This window comes from Streptomyces sp. NPDC021225 (assembly GCF_044332865.1).
In the GTDB taxonomy this organism is placed as follows: Bacteria; Actinomycetota; Actinomycetes; order Streptomycetales; family Streptomycetaceae; genus Streptomyces.
Genome location: NZ_JBIRPV010000006.1, coordinates 488,224 through 508,913, shown reverse-complemented (window position 1 = coordinate 508,913; position 20,690 = coordinate 488,224). Strand labels below are relative to the sequence as shown.

At 71.3% G+C, this 20,690-nt stretch carries 13 protein-coding genes; 5 read left to right on the top strand and 8 right to left on the bottom strand.

The annotated features are described in order from the left end of the window. On the top strand, window positions 1-864 hold the full coding sequence (locus tag ACH4S9_RS28035) for a carbohydrate ABC transporter permease (RefSeq protein WP_311722230.1): 864 nt from the start codon (window positions 1-3) through the stop codon (window positions 862-864). Next, on the top strand, window positions 861-1,478 hold the full coding sequence (locus ACH4S9_RS28030; RefSeq protein WP_385337669.1) for a hypothetical protein: 618 nt from the start codon (window positions 861-863) through the stop codon (window positions 1,476-1,478). Before ACH4S9_RS28035 ends, ACH4S9_RS28030 begins: the two co-directional genes overlap by 4 nt. Here the strand turns inward: ACH4S9_RS28030 and ACH4S9_RS28025 are convergent. After that, window positions 1,435-3,342, bottom strand: a complete 1,908-nt coding sequence (locus ACH4S9_RS28025) for a polysaccharide lyase family protein (RefSeq protein ID WP_385337671.1) — start codon at window positions 3,340-3,342, stop codon at window positions 1,435-1,437. The genes ACH4S9_RS28030 and ACH4S9_RS28025 overlap by 44 nt on opposite strands. A 141-nt stretch (window positions 3,343-3,483) precedes the next feature. Beyond that, window positions 3,484-5,238, bottom strand: a complete 1,755-nt coding sequence (locus ACH4S9_RS28020; RefSeq protein WP_398374334.1) for an alpha/beta hydrolase — start codon at window positions 5,236-5,238, stop codon at window positions 3,484-3,486. A 411-nt stretch (window positions 5,239-5,649) separates the two neighbouring features. Here ACH4S9_RS28020 and ACH4S9_RS28015 point away from each other — a divergent pair, with 411 nt between their 5' ends. Genes ACH4S9_RS28015 through fxsT form a run of 3 tightly spaced genes read left to right on the top strand, consistent with a single transcriptional unit; the run spans window position 5,650 to window position 12,816 of the window. After that, the gene (locus ACH4S9_RS28015) at window positions 5,650-7,185 is read left to right on the top strand and encodes a hypothetical protein (RefSeq protein WP_398374445.1); all 1,536 of its coding nucleotides are present in this window, start codon (window positions 5,650-5,652) and stop codon (window positions 7,183-7,185) included. Next, window positions 7,182-8,327, top strand: coding sequence for an AAA family ATPase (locus ACH4S9_RS28010; RefSeq protein WP_398374333.1), 1,146 nt, complete (start codon window positions 7,182-7,184; stop codon window positions 8,325-8,327). The genes ACH4S9_RS28015 and ACH4S9_RS28010 overlap by 4 nt, the downstream gene beginning before the upstream one ends. Then, the gene (gene fxsT / locus ACH4S9_RS28005) at window positions 8,320-12,816 is read left to right on the top strand and encodes an FxSxx-COOH system tetratricopeptide repeat protein (RefSeq protein ID WP_398374332.1); all 4,497 of its coding nucleotides are present in this window, start codon (window positions 8,320-8,322) and stop codon (window positions 12,814-12,816) included. Before ACH4S9_RS28010 ends, fxsT begins: the two co-directional genes overlap by 8 nt. 29 nt (window positions 12,817-12,845) lie before the next feature. Here fxsT and ACH4S9_RS28000 read toward each other — a convergent pair whose 3' ends face one another. The 6 genes from ACH4S9_RS28000 to ACH4S9_RS27975 all read right to left on the bottom strand — a co-directional run bounded on the left by ACH4S9_RS28000 (window position 12,846) and on the right by ACH4S9_RS27975 (window position 20,635). Next, on the bottom strand, window positions 12,846-14,525 hold the full coding sequence (locus tag ACH4S9_RS28000; RefSeq protein WP_398374331.1) for an HEXXH motif domain-containing protein: 1,680 nt from the start codon (window positions 14,523-14,525) through the stop codon (window positions 12,846-12,848). A 578-nt stretch (window positions 14,526-15,103) separates the two neighbouring features. After that, window positions 15,104-15,478, bottom strand: coding sequence for a hypothetical protein (locus ACH4S9_RS27995; protein ID WP_385337686.1), 375 nt, complete (start codon window positions 15,476-15,478; stop codon window positions 15,104-15,106). A 44-nt stretch (window positions 15,479-15,522) separates the two neighbouring features. Continuing rightward, on the bottom strand, window positions 15,523-17,109 hold the full coding sequence (locus tag ACH4S9_RS27990; protein ID WP_398374330.1) for a PH domain-containing protein: 1,587 nt from the start codon (window positions 17,107-17,109) through the stop codon (window positions 15,523-15,525). A 122-nt stretch (window positions 17,110-17,231) separates the two neighbouring features. Beyond that, complete coding sequence (locus ACH4S9_RS27985; protein WP_398374443.1) at window positions 17,232-18,362, bottom strand: MFS transporter; 1,131 nt, start codon at window positions 18,360-18,362, stop codon at window positions 17,232-17,234. A 53-nt stretch (window positions 18,363-18,415) separates the two neighbouring features. Next, the gene (locus ACH4S9_RS27980; RefSeq protein WP_385337690.1) at window positions 18,416-18,991 is read right to left on the bottom strand and encodes a Chromate resistance protein ChrB; all 576 of its coding nucleotides are present in this window, start codon (window positions 18,989-18,991) and stop codon (window positions 18,416-18,418) included. 63 nt (window positions 18,992-19,054) lie between these two features. Continuing rightward, on the bottom strand, window positions 19,055-20,635 hold the full coding sequence (locus ACH4S9_RS27975) for an amidase (protein WP_398374328.1): 1,581 nt from the start codon (window positions 20,633-20,635) through the stop codon (window positions 19,055-19,057). Window positions 20,636-20,690 lie beyond the last annotated feature (55 nt).

Here is a 20,690-nt window from a genome sequence, read left to right as displayed (position 1 = left end):
ATGACGACCGCCCGCGCGCCGCGGGCCGCGAGGATCTGGCGCCGAACGCTCTGGCATCTGGTCTGCGCGGCGCTGCTGGCGCTGCTGCTGTATCCGGTGCTGTGGCTGATCTCGATGTCCTTCAAGCCGGCCGAGGAGATCGTCTCCAGCCTCGCCCTGCTGCCGAGGAAACTCGTCCTCGGCAACTACACCGAGGCGCTGAAGGGCTCGGGCGGGGTCAGCGTATGGACCTTCTTCGGCAACTCGCTCACCGTGGCGCTGCTGTGTGTGCTGGGAAACGTGATCTCCTGCGCGCTTGCCGCCTACGCCTTCGCCCGGATGCGGTTCCGGATGCGCGGGCCGCTGTTCGCCTTCATGATCGCGACGCTGATGCTGCCCGCACACGTGGTGCTCATCCCGCAGTACACCATCTTCAACCATCTGGGCCTGGTGAACACCTTCGTGCCGCTGGTGCTGCCGAAGTTCCTGGCCACCGACGCCTTCTTCGTGTTCCTGATGGTGCAGTTCATGCGCAATCTGCCGGACGAGCTCGGCCAGGCCGCGCGCATCGACGGCTGCGGCCCGATCCGCGCCTTCACCATGATCTTCCTGCCGCTGTCGAAGCCCGCCCTGGTCACCACAGCGATCTTCACCTTCATCTGGACCTGGAACGACTTCCTGTCCCAGCTGATCTACCTCAACGATCCGGACAAGTACACGCTGCCGCTCGCCCTGCGCCTGTTCATCGACCAGACCAGCGAGAGTTCCTACGGCCCGATGTTCGCCATGTCGGTGCTCACCCTGCTCCCCATCGGCCTGTTCTTCCTGGCCTTTCAGCGACTTCTGGTGGAGGGCGTCAGCACCTCCGGAATGGGCGGCGCATGAGCACATCGTCAACCCGGGCCACGGTGGACGGCCGGTTCGGGCTGTTCGCGGATGTGCTGCTGCTCGGGGTGTTCACCGCGGTGGCGTCGGTCGGCGTGATCACCGCGTTCCCCGCCTTCGCCGCGGCCTGCGCTCTGCTGCGGGAGCGGGTCGCGGGCGGGCCCGGGGTGGGGGTGCGCCCCTATCTGGTCCGCCTGGCCCAGGCGTTGCGCGCCGGACCGGCCGGCCTGCTGATCCCGCCTGCGGTCGCGGCGGTGCTGGCCGTGGACGCCCTGGCCATCGCGGCCGGGGCGCCCGGCCGTCCGGTGCTCGCCACGGCGCTGGCCGTCGCCCTGCTCGCCGCGGTGCTGCTCGGTCTGCGCGCCGCCGGTGGGTGGCGGCCCGGGCTGCGCTGGGGCGCCGTACTGCGTGGAGCCGCGCGCCAGGTCGGCCGCCGTGACCTGGGCGGCGACGCGCTGCTGCTGGTCGCGGTCGGCACCGCGGTCGCGGTGGTGACGCTGCTGCCGATCACGGCGCTGCTGCTCGCCGGGCCGCTGGCCGCCGCCACCGTCGCCGTCGACGCGAGGAGTGTCAGCGCAGTTCGAGCCGGATGGCGTCGTAGGCCGCCGTGTTGACCATCTCCGGACCGGTGTCCTCGTTGATCGTCAGCGTGATCTCGTTCTCGCCGCGCCGCAGCACCGCGGCGTCGAAGGAGAAGATCCGCCGGAAGTAGCCGCCGGAGCAACCGGATCGGTAGGTCGCGCCGCGGGAATCGTCCGGTTCGAACCTCCAGACCGTTTTCTCGTCATTGACGCTGATGGTGAGATGGGTGGGCCCGCTGGGCACACTGCGGGCGGTGTCCAGCGACCAGGCGGCCAGCGCCACCGTCAGCGTCGCGGTCCGCCCGGCGCGCGGCGCCTCGTCCAGGTCGAACAGGATCCGCCACGGCGCCTGCCGCACCCCGTCGATCTGCTGGAACTGCAGGTAGTTCCAGTCCCGCGCGGGCGAACTCCGGCCGACGCGATAGACCACGCCCTCCGGGAAGTCCTGCGGATAGAATGACCAGGTGCCCCACTGCTGATACTCCGGACCGCGGCGGTACTCCACCGATGTGCGGTCGGGCGTGCCGATCTGGAACACGGTGCGCCCGTGGCGCAGCGGCGTCCAGCGCAGCGTACCCAGCCGGACCGTGCCGCCACTGGGCACCACCACGTCGTCGCGCACATACTCGCCCCAGACCCCGGGCTTGTACACGGTCAGCCGATAGGTGCCGGGGCGCACATCGCGCAGGGTGAACCCGCCATCGGCATGGGTATCGGTCCAGTACGCGTAGCCGAGGGCGGTGCGTTGCATGTCCACCCCGTTGTCCGACAGCACCGCCACCGCACCGCGCAGCCGTGACTCGCCCTGCGCCACCACCCTGCCGTGCACGGTGGCGCGCTCGGTGGACGGTGTCCACCCGGGCAGCGCCACCCGGTCGTAGAACGCCGCGTGCGCCTTCTCGTCCGCGTACCGCAGTGCGTCGGCGCGCAGGGCGGCCGGGTCGTCGCCGGTGTTGAAGTGCACGTAGTACGGTCCGTACGTCTTCTGCCACTCCTGGCCCGCGGCCACCCGGACGGGCGGGAAGCCGTAGTGGGCGCCGTGCGGTTCGACCAGCAGCACCGGCCTGCTGTCGGTCTGGTGCAGGGTGAGGTCATGCCGGGTGGGTCCGCCGCTGAACGCGTCCCGGTGCGCGGTCACCGCCCAGATGCCGAACCCCTTGCCGTAGAGACCGTGCACGGCGTGGTCCTTGATGTAGGTGCCCCAGTCGTACTTGGTGTAGTAGCGCTTGGGGTACGCCGATCCGAGCCCCGCCAGGTCGTAGGTGGCGTCCATGACCACGGTGGCCGCCTTCAGCTCCTCCGGGGTCGGCATCCGGGCGGCGCTCTCGCGCCAGGCGACCCCGCCGATGCCGTCGTCCTCGACCGAGGCGTGGGTGAACAGCTCCTTGTCCAGGTAGAACACATAGCGGTGCTGCTCGGACGAGAAGCCGTGCAGCTCGGCGGTGTGGTGGAACGTGGTGGCCAGGTGGATGCCCGGCTCTCCGGCCCGGACGATGTGGTGCCGCTCCAGCCAGAACGGCCCCCCGTTGGTGGGGCTGTAGCGGAAGGCGATGTCGACGAAGTCCTCGCCCCGGCGGATCTCATAGGTGTTCTGCGGGGGCGGCAGCGGAAGCGGGTCGCCCACACGGGCGTTGTTCATGTCGAAGTTGCCGCGGCCACCGCTGCCGAGCAGTTCCTGGCCGAGATACTTGAGCGAAGTGGCACGGGCCGCGCTCACCTTGCTGACGGTGAGCTGGACCGGCCCGTTGTCGACGGTGATGTCGGTGTCGGTCTCGACCACGCCGAGCGCTTCATCCGCCATAGCGATGCCGTCGGTGATCCCGTTCCCCGCGATCGGCAGCGCGGCGCCGATCGCTGCCGCCACGCCGAACTGGTGAAATCGCCTGCGATCGAGCATGAACACTCCTTTGTGTTCCCGTGTCATCACAACAGGCCGACCACAAACGATACGCATGAAACGTTTCAATAGTTCGTTTCAATAACTTTAGGCGTGTTGGCCACGCCATGTCAATATCCCCGATATCCCGTCGGCTGCCGATTACTTCAGCTGGACCTCGTCATAGCGTCCCACCACGACTCTCGCCTGGTTCTCCAGGCTCTCCGAACCGGCCAGCCAGTAGTTTCCGTGCCCCTTGGTGTCGGTGGTCATCTGCTTGGCGCCGAAGATGGGGTCGTTCGGGGTGATGTACTGCGTCAGACCCTCGCGGTGGCCATGGGTGGGCGCCCCCAGCCTGGGGACGGGGTCGTCCTGCGCCCTCTGGTTCCACACATGCCCCGGGGGCACGTCCAGGTCCTCGGCCCGCCCCACCTGTACGCCGGGGCTGCCGCTGAACATCACGTCGTCCGCCTCCAGGGTGCCCTGTCGGGCGGCGGAGCCCACCAGCACGGACCCATAGCTGTGCGCCTGCACCGACAGATGGTCATCGGCCGACGGGTCATGGGACGTGTGCAGCCCCGCCAGGAAGTCGTTGAAATCCCCCGCCCCCCGGTCGGCGTATCTGTTCAGCGCGCCCTCCGGGAAGAGGTTCTGCGGAGCGTCGTAACCGTTCCAGGTGATCGTCGAGACCTTGGGCTCCCCCGGCATCGCACTGGCCGCCTGCCAGAGATTGGTGCCCGCGACCATGGGTGTGTAGAGGCCGCTGAGCCTGCTCTTGGTACCGCCGACCATCACGACGGTGTGATCGGCCGTGTCCGGATTGCCGTTCGCGATGATGGCGCGACCGTTGTTCTCCGGGTCGAAATCCAGCAGATACGCCGGCGGCAACCCGTCGCCGGTCGGTTTGTAATCGGCAGGCCTCTTGGTCGGGTACGGATCGACCTTTCCCGTGGAGTCGAAGCGCATCTGAATGCGCATCATTCCGTCGAGCGCCCCCTCCAGATGCTTCTTGCGGTTGTACCACTCGGTCCACTTCGGATTGGGGACCATGGACCGGCCGGCCAGGAGCTGCCTCGGCTTCGGCTCGGGCGGCAGATTGTCCAGCTCGGTCTGGTACTTCGCCCGCTGCTCGTTGAACCAGACGCGGTTCGCCTCGTCGCGGTCCTCGACGGGAAGGCCGTCCAGCTTGCCCACGCCCGCCGGATACAGGGAGATGTACTCCGTCTGCTCCTCTTTGGACAGGCTCTTCCACCAGGCCGCGTTGTCCTTCGGTGACTTGTCCTTCGGGATATCCCGCAGATAGTCGCCGACGGTCTTCTTGACCGCCCCGCGGTCCGCGTCGGCGTCGGTCCAGTCCTCCTTGGTGACCGACAGATCCGCCACCGTGATCAGTTTGCCCAGCGTCTTCGCGTACTTGCCGTCCGCCACGGCCGCGTCCTTCAGCGCGTCACCGATCCGGTCGGCGAACCCCTGCGCCTGTTCCTTGGGTGTCGTGATGACGAACGGTGTCCGGCCGTTCCCCGCCGGCTCGTACTCCTGGCCCGGCAGCAGCACCAGCGGGGGCGTGTACTGCACCGAACCGTCTTCCTTGACGGTCATCCCCGCATCCAGGGCGTCCTGTACGGCGTTGTGCAACTTCGTCTTCGCCGCCCGCAACTCCGCCGCCAGCCCGTTCAGGGCCGTGAGCACCAGCGCGCACTCCACCTGCATGTAGTGGAAGTTCTCGCTCAGCCGCTCCAGCCGGCCCAGCGCCGAGCCGACGCCCTGGCCCTTCAGGGCCCCGCGGAGCTTCGCGTTGATCTCATTGTCCAGCCGGTCCTTGGACGCGCTCGCATTGCTGCTGACCTTGTGCCAGCCGTCCGCCGCCTCCTCGAACTGGGCCGGGTCGAGCGCCCTCAACTGCGCGAAAGTCACCATGACGCCCGTCACCAACTCCCCGTAGAGCCGCCCCGCGGGGAAAGCGGCTTCGTACGCCAGGCCAATCCCGAGTCCCCCAACACCACATTCCTCCACCCGCTGTGCCATGTTCCGCACGGCCGATCAAGGAAGGAAGGTAACAGAGCGAGGGGCCGATCCGCCGTGGTCCGCTTCGAGCAGCTGATCGACGCACCGCGCACACGAACGAGGCATGCCGGATCCGGACGCCGTCTGATTCATGTGTGAATCGCCTCCGACAAGCGGATCGTGCCTCTACGCTAATCGCTCGCGACGATGGGTATGCCGAATAGGCGCGATACCAGGGGGCGCGCTTGTCGGGTGCGAGGGGGGACGCACGTGTCGGAGCGATTTCCGGAAAGCCGGGCCCGGCGCCGGGTACTGGGGGAGATGGTGAATGTCTTGGGAGCCTCAGCGGCGCTGGCCGATGCCCGGGGGCGGCACCAATGGCGGCGAGAGCTGTCCGAGGCGTTGGACGGACTGGAACTGGAGCCGTATCCAACCCCCCATCAGGAGTTCTTCGAGGCGGTGCGCGCCTGCGGCGACCTTCCGGGAGGCATGGAGGCGCTCTTGGAGATCACCGGGTTTGTGGCCCCGGCGCTCACCCACCGGCTGCGGCCCCTGCTCGACGAGTGGAACGCGGCCGATCTGTACCGGGGGCGTGACTGGTCGGCGCTGCGGCAGGCGCTCGACGTCGGAATCCCCGAGCTGCACGCGATCGTCGCCGAGGTATGCGGGGACCGGTTTCGTCTCCCCGCCCACTGCACCACCGCCTGGCACACCTTCCTCCATCTGGCCTGCCGCAACACCCGGCCCGGAGGCCTGCCGCCCAGTATGGAGCTGCTGGAGCGGCTCGCCCTCTGCGCCGACCTGGCCTCCTCGGTGGGCGAGTTGTACGCCTGGAATGATCACTTCGCCCATGAATGGGGGGTCGCGGACGACGACGAAGGGCTGATCGCGACGCGCGCGGGCCTGGCCGGCGGCCGTACCGGCGATGTCCTGCCCCGGGTCGGCCGAAGCACGGTCGACGGGCCCGATGCCGAGCCGGAGCGCCCGGTGATCAAGCTGTTCGTCAAGGTGGCGCCGGATCTGACCCCGGTGGACGCCAAGGGCAGAAGACAGGGGCGCAGAGAGGCGCGTTACCGGCTGGCGGCCCGGGTGCGCTACGCCGAGTCCTCCTGGCTGCACCAGGAGCCGGAGGGCGACCCCCGCGAGCTGGTGACGCGCAGCAGGGTCCCCGTCGCCGTCGCGGAGCTGCTGACCCGGATGGCGGAGCTGTGGCAGTCGCGCTCCGAGGAAGTGGTGTTGGAGTTCTTTTTACCCACCGAGCTGCTGAACGAGCCCGTGGAGTGGTGGAATCGGAACCCACAACTAGGCTATGCGAACCCGATCTTGAGCAAGTATCACGAGATATTCATCCACAGTTTGGAGCGAGTGCAGCGACGCGAGCTCCATCATGCCTGGCGCATGCGCTGGGCCCGGTGGAAGAGTCGGCCCGGCCAGGCAGACGTCCACTGGTGCGACGCCGAGGGGCGCTCGTCCGACGAGCACCTGGCTCTGCTGGACGCGCAGATCGGGCGACGGGACGAGGTGGTGGCGATGGTGCTCAGCGAGCCACCGAGGCCCAGGAGCGGGGTGGGGCTGCGCGAGCTGCGGCTGGGGCTCGACCTCGGGGTTCCCGTGCTGATCCACCACCGTGAGGACAGCGCGTCGGAGACCTTCCGCAGCGTCGTGCGTGAAGGACTGGCCGAGGACGGTCTGTCAAAGCTTCCCGAGCGTACGAGACAGTGGAAGAGCGACTGCGCCGCAGGCGGAATCGGTTCGCGGGAAGACCCGGTCAGGGATCTCAGCGTGATCTGGGACAACCCCGAACTGCTCCTCGACGGTGGGCCGTGTGCTCCCGCCACCTTCGTAGGGGGGATCGATTGAACACGCCCGAGAGCAGCAGCGGAGGGGCGGAGGTTCCGGCCGCGACGAGCGCACTCCCGTACCAGGGGACGGGCGCGGTGCCGCCCGATGCCCCGTACGAGGAACGCCAGTGGCCGGAGGGGCCGCGCTGGCGGACCTTCGTCGGCGGCCCCTGTCTGCCGCAGCCGCCCGACGACGACGAGGCCGACCGGCGGCTGGGCCCGGACGGCGCAGTGCGCAGCCCGTCGGCGGAGGAGGTCCGCCTGGTCAACGCCGCGATCCTGCTGCGGCGTCCGCTGCTCGTCACCGGCCGGCCCGGTGTCGGCAAGTCCACCCTGGCCTATCGCATCGCCCGTGAGCTGAGGCTGGGCCGGGTGCTCCAGTGGCCGGTCACCTCCCGGACGACCCTGGCCTCGGGGCTGTTCGAATACGATGTGATCGGGCGCGCCCAGGCCGGCCAGGCCTGGTACGCGGCACGGCAGCACAGCCGTCCGGCGGACGGCTCCGACGAGGGGTCCACGGCCTCATGCGGCGAGGACCGCGTGGACATCGGCGAGTTCATCCAGATCGGCCCGCTCGGCACCGCGCTGCTCCCCCATCGATTACCGCGGGTCCTGCTCATCGACGAACTCGACAAGGGCGACGCCGACCTCCCGAACGACCTGCTCACGCTCTTCGAGGACGGCTGGTACACCGTGCCACCACTCGTGCGGGTGAAGCGCCGGTCCCCCGAAGTGACCGTCCACACCGCGGATCCGGGCAGAACCGCACCCATCGTGGACGGTATTGTCACAGCGCGGTCATTCCCCATCGTCATCATGACCTCCAACGGGGAGCGCGAGTTCCCGGAGGCGTTTATGCGCCGCTGTCTCCGATTCGATATACCGGACCCTGGCCCGGAGGCACTGGGCGAGCTGGTCGCCGCTCACTTCGCAGACCAGTTGGGGGACATGCACGACAGGCTGGTCCGGGACTTCATGACGCGCAGCGAGCAGGTGCACGGCCTGGCGGCCGACCAGTTGCTGAACGCCGCCCATCTGGCGACCTCCGGCGCGTATACGCCTGCCGAGGGTGACGGCGCCGAGTGGCAGGCCCTCCTCGGCGCGATCTGGCATCCCCTGAGTACGGACGTACGCGCCGACGGGGCGGAACCGAGTGCCTGAACGTCCGTCGGTTCCCGAGGGATCCGGGGCGGATGGCGCGGCCGAGGGCCCTGCCACCTCCCCGGACCACGGACGTCTGCACGTCGGCGGGTTGCGGTGGTGGGAGGTGGCGGACGCGCTGTGGCTGGCCCGTCACCACCCGGAGCTGGCCGGGCCGCGGCAACCCGATGTCTCCCCGGAATCCGCCGAGTCACCGTCCGAGGAGTCACCGACCGGCGAGTTACCCACTCCCGGGGAGCAGCGGGCCGCCGCGCCGCAACCGGAGCCCTCGGTCCCGGAGCCGGACGCCGCGCCGTCGGCCCCGGCGGGTACGGCGTCGCCGACGGCCGACGGCGGCGAAGCACACGAACACCCGTTACCGGACCGCCTCCCACCGCCCGGGCCGCCGCGAACCCCCGCGGTCCGGACCCATGACCACGCCGCCAGGCGTCGGCCCTCGCCCCGGGCCAGGGTGGCGGACGACCTCCACACGGCCCGGGTGGGAGACGCGTTACGCCCCCTCCGCGAGCGGATCCGTTCGGCGCGCCTCCAGGAGCTGGACGAGGAGGCGACCGCCGAGCGGCTGGCCGAGGCCCCCGGGCTGCCCCCAGCGATGGGCCCGGGCAGCGAGCGCCGCTGGGACGCGGTGCTGGTGGTGGACGCGGGCCCGCATATGACGCTCTGGGCCGCACTGGCCCGGCGCTTCATGGCGACGCTGCGCCGCCACGGCGGCTTCCGCGATCTGCGGCTGCGCTTCCTGGACACCCACTCCGACCACCCGGGCGGGGTCTCTCTGCGCGGCCCGAACCGCCGGTCGAGACCCCAGCCGCCGAGGAGTCTGGCCGATCCCACCGGGCGCCGGATCGTGCTCGTCCTCACCGACGGCCTCGGCCCCGCCTGGCGCGCGGGTGCCGTGCAGGAGGCGCTGGCCGTATGGGGCCGGCATCAGCCCGTGGCCGTACTCCAGACGCTGCCGCAGCGGTTGTGGCACCGCACGGCCCTCGACCCGCGGCGGGTCCGGCTGCGCGCCTCCGGCCCCTGGGCCGGGAGCGCCCGGGTGGACTGGGAGTTCACCGAGCCCTCCATCGCGGCACCCGCCGCGGAGGCGAGCGGCCGTCGGCGCCCGGTCCCCGTGCCCGTCCTGGAGGTCGCCGACGAGTGGATCGCCCCCTGGGCCCGCTTCATCGCCGGTGACGGGCCGCGCTGGACCGAGGTGGCGGCCCTCCTCGTGCCCCCGTGCCGGCCCGATCCCCCCGCCCCATGGCCGGAGCGACCCAGGACCGCCGGCGGCGCCGCGGAGCGCGTCGCGCGCTTCCGGGTGTGGGCCTCGCCGGAGGCGTTCTCCCTCGCCACCCGGCTGGCCGCGGTCCCGCTCGACCTTCCCGTCATGTACGCCGTTCAGCGCCGCACCCTGCCCCGAACGGGCCCGGCCCATCTGGCTGAATTCTTTATGAGCGATCTCGTCGAGCCCATGCCGGCGAGCGGCGGGAACTCCTTTCTCTTCGGCCGTGGAGTGCGCGAGGAACTGCTCGCCTCCAGCACCCGGCAGGCGACGGAAATGGCGTCCAGGATCGCCGCGGAGGTCCTGGCGCCGCACAGCGGCGCGGCTCGTGAGCTGCTCATCCACCTCAGCGGCGGGGAGGTTCCGAGAGAGCCCGAGGTCACCGGGGAGAACCTGCGCTTCCGGGAAATCGAGCACACCGTCCTGGAGGCCCTGTCCGGGCCCCATTTGCGCCGCGCCCGGCGCATTCAGCGAGTCATCCGCACCGGCCGCACGTCATCGGATCAGAAGATTGACCCAACGGCGCGCGAAGAGAGCAACCCCGCCGCACACAACGAAAGCCCTGCCACAGTGAATATTCCAGGAATGCCCGAGACGCCCGTCCCCTCGCAGCAGGGAGGTGTGGGCGGCGAAGGCGCACTTCGAGGAGGTACGATTTTGACCGCGGTTTCCCAGGGGGCGACGACGCCGGAATCGGGCGCGCCGCTCGATCGAGGCTCTTCCGGGCCGTCGACGCGGCCCGCCATTTGGGGAAACATGCCGCCGCGGAACCTTGTCTTCACCGGGCGCGAGGAATTGCTCGAGCGCTTGGAACGTGACCTCGGTGACGGCCCGACCGCGGTGCTTCCGCACGCGCTGCACGGCATGGGCGGTGTCGGAAAGTCCCAACTGGCCCTGGAATATGTATATCGACACGCCTCACGGTACGACGTCGTCTGGTGGATTCCGGCCGAGCGGCCCACCCAGATCGCCCAGGCACTGGTGGAACTCGCCCAGCGGCTGCGCCTGCCGGTGACCAGCGAGGCCATTACCGCGGTGCCCGCGGTCCTGGAGGCGCTGCGCACCGGAAACCCCTATGGCAACTGGCTGCTGGTGTTCGACAACGCGGAAAGTCCCGAATCAGTGCAGGAATTCTTCCCGAGCAGCCCGGAGGGCGGCCCCTCCGGATCTATTCTGGTCACCTCCCGGAATCCGCAGTGGAACACGCTGGCCCATCCGCTGGAGGTGGATGTGTTCGAACGCTCCGAGAGCATTCAGCTCCTCCAGCGCCGCAACCCCGACCTCCCCGAGGAGGAGGCGGACCAGCTCGCGGAGGTGCTCGGCGATCTGCCGCTGGCGGTCGAGCAGGCGTCGGCCTGGCGGGCCGAGACCGGCATGCCGGCGGCGGAGTATCTGCGGCTGTTCGAGGAGAAGCGGGCCGAGCTGATGTCGGTGTCGCCGCCGACCCAGTACGAACAGACGGTGGCCACCGCCTGGAATGTCTCGCTGGACCACCTGGCGAGCAAGAACCCGGCTGCGCTGCAACTTCTCCAGATCTGCGCCTACTTCGCCTCCGAGCCGGTGGCCCGGTCGCTGTTCTCCGGCGCCGCCGTCGAGCCCATCGCCCCGGACCTGGACCGGGCGCTGACCGACCCGCTACGGCTGGGCCGCGCCATCCGGGAGATCAACCGCTACTCCCTGGCCAAGATCGACCACCGCAACAACTCCATCCAGATGCACCGTCTGGTGCAGGCCGTGCTGATCGCCCGGATGACCGAGGAGCAGCGCGAGCGCATGCGGCAGGGCGCGCATATGCTGCTGGCCGCCAACGCCCCCCGCGATCCCCGCGACCCCGAGCACTGGGGGCGGTTCGCCGACCTCTATCCGCATGTGGTGGTCTCGAAGGCCGTCGAGTCGGACTCCCGCAACGCGCGGCAGATGATCATCAATCTCGCGCAGTACCTCTACTTCTGGGGCGACCACGAGGCCGCGCGCGACTTCGGCCAGCAGGCGTACGACGTCTGGAAGGACAAGTACGGGGAGGGCGACCAGCACACCCTGCTGCTCTGCCGGGATCTGTGGTTCGTGCTGTGGCGGATGGGCCGCTACCAGGAGGCCGCGGCACTGAGCGAGCGCATGCGGGCAGAGGTGCGGGGCCTCGGTCCCGACGCGGAGGAGGAACTGCTCTCCATCCTCGGTCAGGTGGCCGCCGACCGCCGAGCCCGGGGCGACTTCCGGGGATCGTTGGAGATCGCCGAGGAGGTGTACGAGCGGGCCGTGCGGGCGTACGGCGACGAGGACCCGCTGACGCTGATCCACTCCCACAACCTGGCCGTCGCCCTGCGGACTTCCGGCCAATTCCTACGCGCCCGGGAGGTCGACCAGGAGACCTATCGGCGCACCATGCTGCTCTACGGGGAGGAGGCCTACGACAGCCTGCTCTCGGAGATGGGGCTGGCGGTCGACCGTCGGGAAGCGGGCGAATACGCCCTGTCAGCACGGATGTTCGAGGAACTGGTCGACAAGTTCCGCAGGGTCTTCGGCGAGATGAACCCGAACACCCTGCGCACCGTGGGGCGGCTGGCGGTGTCCCGGCGGAAGGCGGGAGACCACCCCGGAGCGCTCGAGCTCAGCAGGCCCGTTCGCAAGGCCCTCACCGAGCGATACGGCGTACGGAGTCCGGATTCCCTGATCGCCTCCCTCAACCTCTCCGTCGATCTGCGACAGTCCGGTGTCCTCGACGAGGCCATGCGGCTGGGGCAGTCGACCAGAGAACGGTACGAAGAGGTCTTCGGAGAGGACCACCCGGACACCGCGGCGGCCGATGTGGACCTGGCCATCACGCTGCGGCTGCTCAACGAGGTCGATACCGCTCGTGCCCTCAACGAATCGGCGCTCAGGCGGGCCCGCGAGGCCCTTGGCGACACTCACCCCTATGTGTTGATCGCCTCCGCCAACCTGGCCAGTGACATGTTCGCGCAGGGCGACGCCGTCGCGGCCGCCGAACTCGACCGCGCCAACCTCGAAGTGATCAAGAGCACCCTGGGCGCGACGCACCCGACGGCGCTGGTCGTGATGGGCAACCTGGCCTGTGACCTCAGAGCGCTGCGCCAGACCGACGAGGCCGAGACTCTGCACGCCACGGCGGTCAAGGAGCTCCAGGCCAAACTCGGCGAAGGCCACCCCGCCTGTGTCGACGCGGCGGCTTGGCGGCGTGCCAACTGCGATGCCGACCCCATGCCGCTCTGACGGCGCCGGGGGCGGGCCGGGGGTCGGTGTCAGGCCGACTCCCCAGCCGTACGCCCGACCCATGCGGCGACCGCGACGGGATCGGCGGGCTCTCCTGTAGCCTCCCCGATCGCCCGGTGCACCGCGCGGACCAGTTCCGGGCACCGGAGCAGCGCCCGGCCGGCCGCCCGGTGCCCACCGGAGACCCCGAGGGCGAGGCGAAGGCCCGCCCAGGCGCCGGCGGTGGAGGGGAAGCCCACCCCACCGCCCGGCGCCGGGCCCGACCCTGCGCTGATCTCCCGTTCATACAGCTCCCACGCCGCCGTGACCTGACCGGAGACGAGGAGAAGGTCGGCGGGCCTGGCGCCCTCGACCGTCGAGGCGAGGCGTTCGGGAGTTGCTCGGAGCTTCGCCAGCGCCGGTTCCATCAGCCGCATCCGCGCGAGGACGGCCCGGGCGTCCAGGTTTCTGGCAGTGGGGTCCGGCACCAGGCGGGGTGCCGGGCAGCCGTGCCGTGGAAGCGGACGGCCGGTGCGGCCGGCCGTGATCCAGTCGTGGGCCATCTCCGCCACCAGCGAGGGATCCGGTGCGAGATGGTGCAACCGCCAGCTCACGGCGTGGTCGTCGGCCGCCCGCTCAGCCGCGGTGAGAAGCAATGTGGGGACGGAGGCATCGGTCCAGTCCGACACGGTTTCGGTCAGCTGCCCCAGCAGTCGGCGGCCGAGCCGGGTCAGCTCCGGGTCCTCACCCAGTGGGGGCAACACCCGCAGCAGCTGGTTCCTGCGCAGGGCGAACTCGAAATGGGCCAGCGCCGCTTCGTCCGGCGGCGCAGCACCACTGAGCACATACCCGCGCCAGAACCGGGCCACGGCGGTGAACGCGTAGACCCCGTGCAGCATCCCGCTCAGCGGCCGCGGATCGTCCCGCCAGGGCGCGTACAGCCGCGCCTGGTTCTCCTGTGTGTGCAGGGAGTACATGTGCATCAGGGCGCTGAGTTTGCTGTGCTGGACCTCATGGGTGAGGATCGCCGCGAATTGAGGCACGGCGGCGGGCTCCGACCCCGTCGGTGCGGAGGCGGCCAGACCGCCCATGCCGTCCCGCATGGTGGCGCTGTGCCAGCGGAAGGGCGTCGACGGGGGCAGCGGTTCGATGGAGCGGAGGCAGGCGGCGACATCCTCGGCCGCCTGCGGATCGGCGCGCCGCAACAGCGGCCAGGCGCGTCCGAGCAGTTCGGCCCAGCGGTCGGCCTGCTCGCCCGAGGATGACGGGAGCCGACCGGCGGGGGCCGCGGACAGGATGCGATACGGACCGAGGTCGTTGAGCTGGAGGTCCTTCGGTCCTTCGGGAAGTTCGAGTACGAGCCTGGTCGGTGGCTGCCATCCGGGGGTGTCCGCCCGGCTGGGAAACGGCACATGGAGCGTTTCGCCGCCGTGGCCGAGGGTGAGCGCGTCACCGTCGAACTCCGCCCGCACGGCCCCCGGGCCTGCCGCGCCGGGCAGGGTGGCAAGTCCCAGCGAGGGAAGCCAGACGGTCCCCGCGCGCGAGGGGAGGCGGAGGGAGAAGGGCAGGCCGGTCCGAATGCCGCAGGCCGCGGCGATGAGGTGCAGCTGCCCGGTGTCCAGCCACAGAGGCGGATCGGCGTCCGACGGGGCCAGGGCCTCATGTAATCGGCGCAGCGTGTGCTGAAGCCAGACGCCGGTTTCCGGCAGCAGCAATAGGTCGTCGGTCACCGCGCGGCTCTGTCGCTCTGACGCGCTGAGCAGTTCCCATGCCTGTTCGAGGGGTGCGAGGGGACCGACGGCATCGGGACGATCGGCCGCCCTGGTCATGAGCAATCCCAGGAGAAGGAGCCGATGGCTGCGTTCCGCGTCCCAGAGATGGGCGATGACCGCCGCCCCGCCGCCGCCGGCGGCCAGGGCGTCGAAGTGGCGCGGGGGAAGCCCGTGCCGTGGAGCGCGCGCCGAGCCCGGAGGGCGGTGCCGCCCGAAGGGACGTTCGCCGCCGCTGCCGACAGGCGTCACATGGTCCAACTGGTTTTGGTGTCTGCGGCGAGACTGGCCGGGCCACCGGAGAGCTGCCGTGCCATCCGCTGTTCGATCCGGTCCCACTCAAGGCCGCATCTCGCGCGCAAGTTCTCAAGACTGACGCCTGTCAGATCGAGCAGTTCCGACTCGATAACCGTCCCAGGCCGATCCATCCCGCGATGACCTCCCCGATTCCGGGCCCTGACCTCTCCCGTTCACCCATCATGTCCCAGCGCCGGACCGACGGGTAGCCCGTGTCTCGGACACCTTTCGGCCGGTCGCCTTCAACCGGTCGCCGCTCCCCCACCGTCGAATCCGGGCATCTCGGCCAGCGCCTCGGCCAGCTCTCGCAGCGCGTACGACCCGGAGTCCACCATCTCGACGGCCTGCCACAGCAGGGTGAGGCCGCCGGGAAAGGCCAGGCAGGTCTCCACCACGCCCACCAAGTCCACCCGGGTGATCGGCGATCGGGGCAGACTGCCGTGGATCTCGGGCGGAAGCAGTGCCAGGACCTGGCCGCGTGCGGCCGGATCGGCCATCACGGGGACCGCCTCCAGCGCCAGGACCAGCCGTCTGCGCCGGTCGAGGCCGGGCCGGGCGCCGGGCCTCGTGGGCGGCTGCCGGTCCTGCCCCTGGCCGTGTTCTCGCTCCTCCGGCACCCGTTCGCCCCCTCCGATGCCCGGGAGCGGACTCTACCGCGCCCTCACCTCGGGGCGGGCGCGGCGTGCGCGGGACTCAGCTCGCGGAGGATGCGGGACAGGTCGGCCGGGGCGGCCGCGAGGCGGACCGGTCGGCCGGCGTCGTCGAGTTCGGCGATGTGCCAGCTTCGGGGGACGGTGTCGCCGTCGCTGCCCCGGGCGCGCCGTACATCCTTGACGGTGAGCCGCTCCACCGGTATCGGTCGCGCCGCGAACCGGCCCGGACCGGGGTGGGGGGTCACCGCGGGCGCACCGCCTCCGATGACGATGTGGGTGCCGAAACCGTGCGGGTTGTAGTCGGTGTGGTCCAGGAAGCGGGCGGCCAGGAACACCTCACCCTCCGTTTCGGCGGACACCTCGGGGACACCCGCCGCCCCGGATGCCCTGGCCGCTCCGGCCGTCCCGGGCGTACGGATCCGGGTGGCGCGCCAGGCCCAGGTGAGCAGGGCCAGTGTGACCAGCGAGCCCACGGCTGCCCAGGTGATCGCCGAGGGTGAGGCGAGCAGGGTCGTGGGGTGGAGGTAGCAGAGCGGCAGCAGCCACAGGGCGGTGCCGACGAGCGCGCACACGAACGGCAGGGCGGATGGGAGGACCTCGTCGTCGGGCAGCCGTCGTCCGCGCAGGCGCAGCAGTATCCGGGCTCCCGGCCAGCCCGCGGCGAGGGCGAGCACGGCCGCCACGACGGCCAGGGACCCGGGGCCGGGTACGTGCTCGCGCCACACATGGCCCGCCCCGGCGACCTCCCTCACCTGGTGGCGCCAGATGGTCAGTTCGACGCTGTCGCCGGGCTGGAACTCCCCGGCGGCCTCGCGGGAGACCTCGAGCCGCTCCAGCGGCCGGCCGTCCGCGAAGTACAGCCGGCTGGGGCCCTTGCCCTCGTTGACCTCGGTCCGCGCGATCACCGCCGACCGGGTGGCCAGGCACTCTCCCCCGCGCTCCGCGGCGGGCGTCTCGGCGGTGCACGGGGTGGCCGACTTCCACGCCCGCTCGTCCGACGCGGCGTTCGGCACGAACCACGCGGCCGCCCCCGCGCCCGCGAGCAGCAGCGCGCACAGGGCCAGCGATCCGGCCCAGCCGCGCCCCGCGGTGCGGTACGAGACGACGGGGAGGTGGCTCGACTCCGGGGCGCCGTAGCGGCGGTGCAGCGCGCGGAGCGTCTCCAGCTCCGCGTCGAAGGCCGGGTCGTGGGGGGACCAGCTGTGCGGCAGGGGCAGGAGCCGTTTGTGCCCGTTCCGCAGCACCAGGATGATCCGTCGGCTGTCCTGGGCCCGGGGAGTGTTCGCGTACTTCAGGCGTACGCGCAGGTCGGCGATGTCGGGCCAGGCCACGCTCCGGCGGCGCAGCAGCGTCCGGGAGTGCACGCCCCGCGCGTCGGCGCTCACCTCGGCGGTGACCGCGCGAAGCGACACGATGCCCACCAGCGTCAGCAGCAGGCCGAGGCCCGCCCATACGTCCAGGAGCCCGTCCAGGAGCCCGCCCCGGTACGCCACGCGCGCCGCGGCCAGGCTTGCCCCGGCCGCCCCGAGCCCGACGAAGAACCACAGGGGGCGCTTCCAGAGGGGACGGCAGGTCAATTCCCACACATCGGTCATAACCGGAATCCTGACATCTACTGGGCCGTAAGCGCTTGTTCATGGTTCGGCAGCTTCCCGGTCGGCGACGCTGCCGACTTCCAGAAAAGGTGAAGCCGGTTTCGCCCCGGTGCCCGGCGGGGTCACCCGCGCGGTCGGCCGGCGGACAGGAGGAGCGAGACGAGCGCGACCACCAGCGCGAGCGCCGCATAGCCCCAGCCCAGTGCGGCGGCGGAGGCGACGGCGGCGACCAGCAAGGGGCCTCCCGCGTCGCCGAGTTCGCGGACGAGTTCGGCCGCGCCCATCGTCTGCCCCATCCGCTCCTGTGGCGTCACGGCGGCGAGGGCGGCGAAGCCGAGTGGGGTGATCAGGCCGGTGCCGGCGCCGATGAGAACGGCGGCCGTCAGCATCCCCGCCACACCGGGCAGCAGGGCGACGGTCAGGCCGCACGCGGTCAGGGCGAGCCCGGCGGCCATCCCGGCGCGGGCGGTCAGCCGTCCGTCGTCCAGCGCCCGCCCGGCCCAGGGCTGGACGAGGGCCGCGCACGCCGCCAGGGCCGAGACGGCGGCGCCGGTGGCGGGCGGGGGCAGGCCGTCGGCGGCGCCGGACAGGGGCAGGAATCCGACGCCGACGGACAGTGCGGCGGTGGCCGCCGCCAGTGCGGCGACCGGGCGCAGGAAGGTGCCGTCGGACAGGCGGCGGGCCAGGCCCAGAAGGGTCTGGCGGCTCTTGGGCAGGGGCGGCACGGCGGGCACCGTGAGCGCGGACCACACCGCGACCGCGGCGGCCAGCACCATCAGGACGGCGAACAACACGGTCAGGCCGCCCGCCCAGACCAGGGCGCCGCCGAGCAGGGGGCCGGCGGTGTAGCCGATGCTCTTGAAGAAGCCGTAGGAGCCGAACGCGCGGCCGTGCCCGGCCCGGGGGTTCAGCCGGGCGACCAGCGCGGAGGCGGCCGGGGAGAAGGCGGAGGCCGCAGCCCCCTGCCCCAGCCGGGCGGCCCACAGCCACCCGGGGTCCCGTACCGCGACGAACACGGCGGAGGAGGCGGCGAACGCGATCAGGCCGCCGAGGAGGACCGGGCGGGCGCCGACGCGGTCGGCGATGGTGCCGAACACCGGCTTGAGGGCGACCTCCGCTCCGTCGTACAGGGCGAGCAGCAGCCCCAGGTAGAGCACCGACCGCTCCAGGCCCTTGTCACCGGCGCCGAGGTTGGCGGCGATGCCGTGGGCGCCGAAGGCCGTGGTGAACCCCGCCGCGTACAACGGCCACATCCGCCGCCGGTCCGCCGCGGGTATCGCGGCGGTCTCAGCGGCCCGCCGCCCGCTCACGGCACCTCCTCGACGCCGCCGGTGGAGAAGGCGTGCAGGTGGGCGAAGACGCGTTCGCTGTAGTCCTCGAACCGGCGGGCGCACTCGGCGAGCTGCCGTTCGGCCTCTCCGGCGCCCGGGGCGCCGAACACGTCACGGGCCTTCAGATCGCGGTGCCAGCGGCGCAGCCGCTCCAGCGAGTGCTCCTCCTCTTCCAGCTCGGCGAGGGTGAACTTGGCCTGGCCGATCTCCTTGTCCAGCTCCGCGGTGTACTTGCCGCAGTCGGCGGTGAACTCGGCCCAGTCCTCCTCGCGGGCCGCGGTGAACATCGCCTCGAACCGCTGGGCGTCCCGCGGCTCGCGCCCGGCGGCGCGCAGCGTCACGGTCTCGCCCTGGGCGCGCTGGGCCAGCTCCACCGCCCGGCGCACGCCGTCGGCGAAGACCGGCACGTCCGGCACCGCCCAGACGCCCTGGCCGAGCGACAGCGCGCCGACCTTGCGCAGCTCCCGCCACACCGCCACCCGGTGCCGCGAGGGCTGCGCCGGCAGCCGCACGATCAGCACCATCCACTGCATCGCCGCTTGGCCACTCACCTCATGAAAGTAAGACGCGTTACAGATGTCGCGGTCACCTGCGGCTCTACCGGCGCGATGCCCTCAGGCGTCGGGCCCCACCGAGGGCAGATAGCGCGGTGGCCGCCAGGCGTGAAGTCGCCGCTCCACCGCGGCCCCCAGCGACAGGAGCGCCGCGTCCTCGTGGTCACCGGCCATCAGGAGCAGACCCACGGGCAGTTGGTCCACGGATCCGGCGGGCACCGACAGCGACGGGTATCCGGCCACGGCCGCGGGGGTCGAGGACGGGATGACGTCGTTGTCGCCCCGCGCGCAGTCGGTCGTCCAGGCGGGCGGGTTCGTCGGCGAGGCGATGGCGTCCAGCCGGTGGGTGGCCATGGTCTCGTCGATGGAACGCCGGGAGAGGTCCCGCAGCTCGGCACGGTTGGCCCGGTATTCCGGGTCGGTGACGGGAGGTGCGGCGAGGGCCTGCTCGAACAGCTCCTGGCCGGCGAAGCAGGTCCGCTCGACCGGGTGGGCGCTGTTGAACTCGATCAGCTCGGCGAGGTCGCGCGGCCCGTCGCGGGTGGCGAGGTAGGCGTCGATGTCCCGGTGGAACTCGCTCAGCAGCGCCGGGAACTCGAGTTCGGCGAGCCGCTGCTGGTACGGCGGTGTCACCTCGACCACCTCGGCCCCCGCGTCCCGCAGTCGCTGCGCGGTCCGGGTCATCACGGCGTCCACCTCCGGCCCGAGCGAGGGCAGCCGCCACAGGCCGATCCGTTTGCCGCGCAGACCCGAAAGACCCACAGCATCGCCCGGGCGCGAGGTGTCGCCGCCGCTGAGCACCGCAAGGGTGAGCGCGGCGTCGGTCACATTGCGCGCCATGGGCCCCGCGGTGTCCTGCTCGGCGGAGATCGGGACCACTCCGGCCCGGCTGACCAGGCCGAGGCTGGGCTTGTGGCCGACCACCCCGTTCATTCCGGCCGGACACACGATGGAGCCGTCCGTCTCCGTACCGATCGCCACCTGCGCCAGCGACGCGGCGAGCGCGGCGGCCGAGCCGGAGGAGGAGCCGCACGGATTCCGGTCCAGTACATAGGGGTTGTTGGTCTGCCCGCCGACCCCCGACCACCCCGATGTCGGCTTGGCCGCACGAAAGTTCGCCCACTCGGACAGGTTGGTCTTGCCGAGGATCACCGCCCCCGCGGCCCGCAACCGGGTCACCAGGGCGGCGTCGGTGCCCGGCGGGCCGCCGGCCAGCGCCAGGGACCCGGCCGTCGTGGCCATGTCGCGGGTGTTCACGTTGTCCTTGAGCAGGACGGGGATGCCGTCGAGCGGGCCGCGGATGTCGCCGTGCCGATGCCGGGCGTCGCTGGCGGCCGCCTGGCGCAGGGCCGTCGGGTCGGTGCGCAGCACCGCGTTGATCTTGGGGTCGATGGTCTCGATGCGCCGCAGGTAGGCGGTGGTCAGCGCCGACGAGGTCAGCGAACCGTCCGCCATGCGCGCCTGGAGTTCCGGAATCGTCACCGTGTCGAGGTCGACTCCCGGCGCCCCCTGCGACGAGGCCGCCGACGGCCGGATCCCGACGCCGGATTCGGCGGCTTCCGCACGCGGACCCGGCGCACCCGCGCACAGGGAGCCCACGACCAGGGCGGCGAGCAGGGTGGCAGTGCTCCGCTTCCTCATGCTCCTCATGACGATCAGCCGACTACAGGCCGACCACCCGGCACAAGGGCCTTTC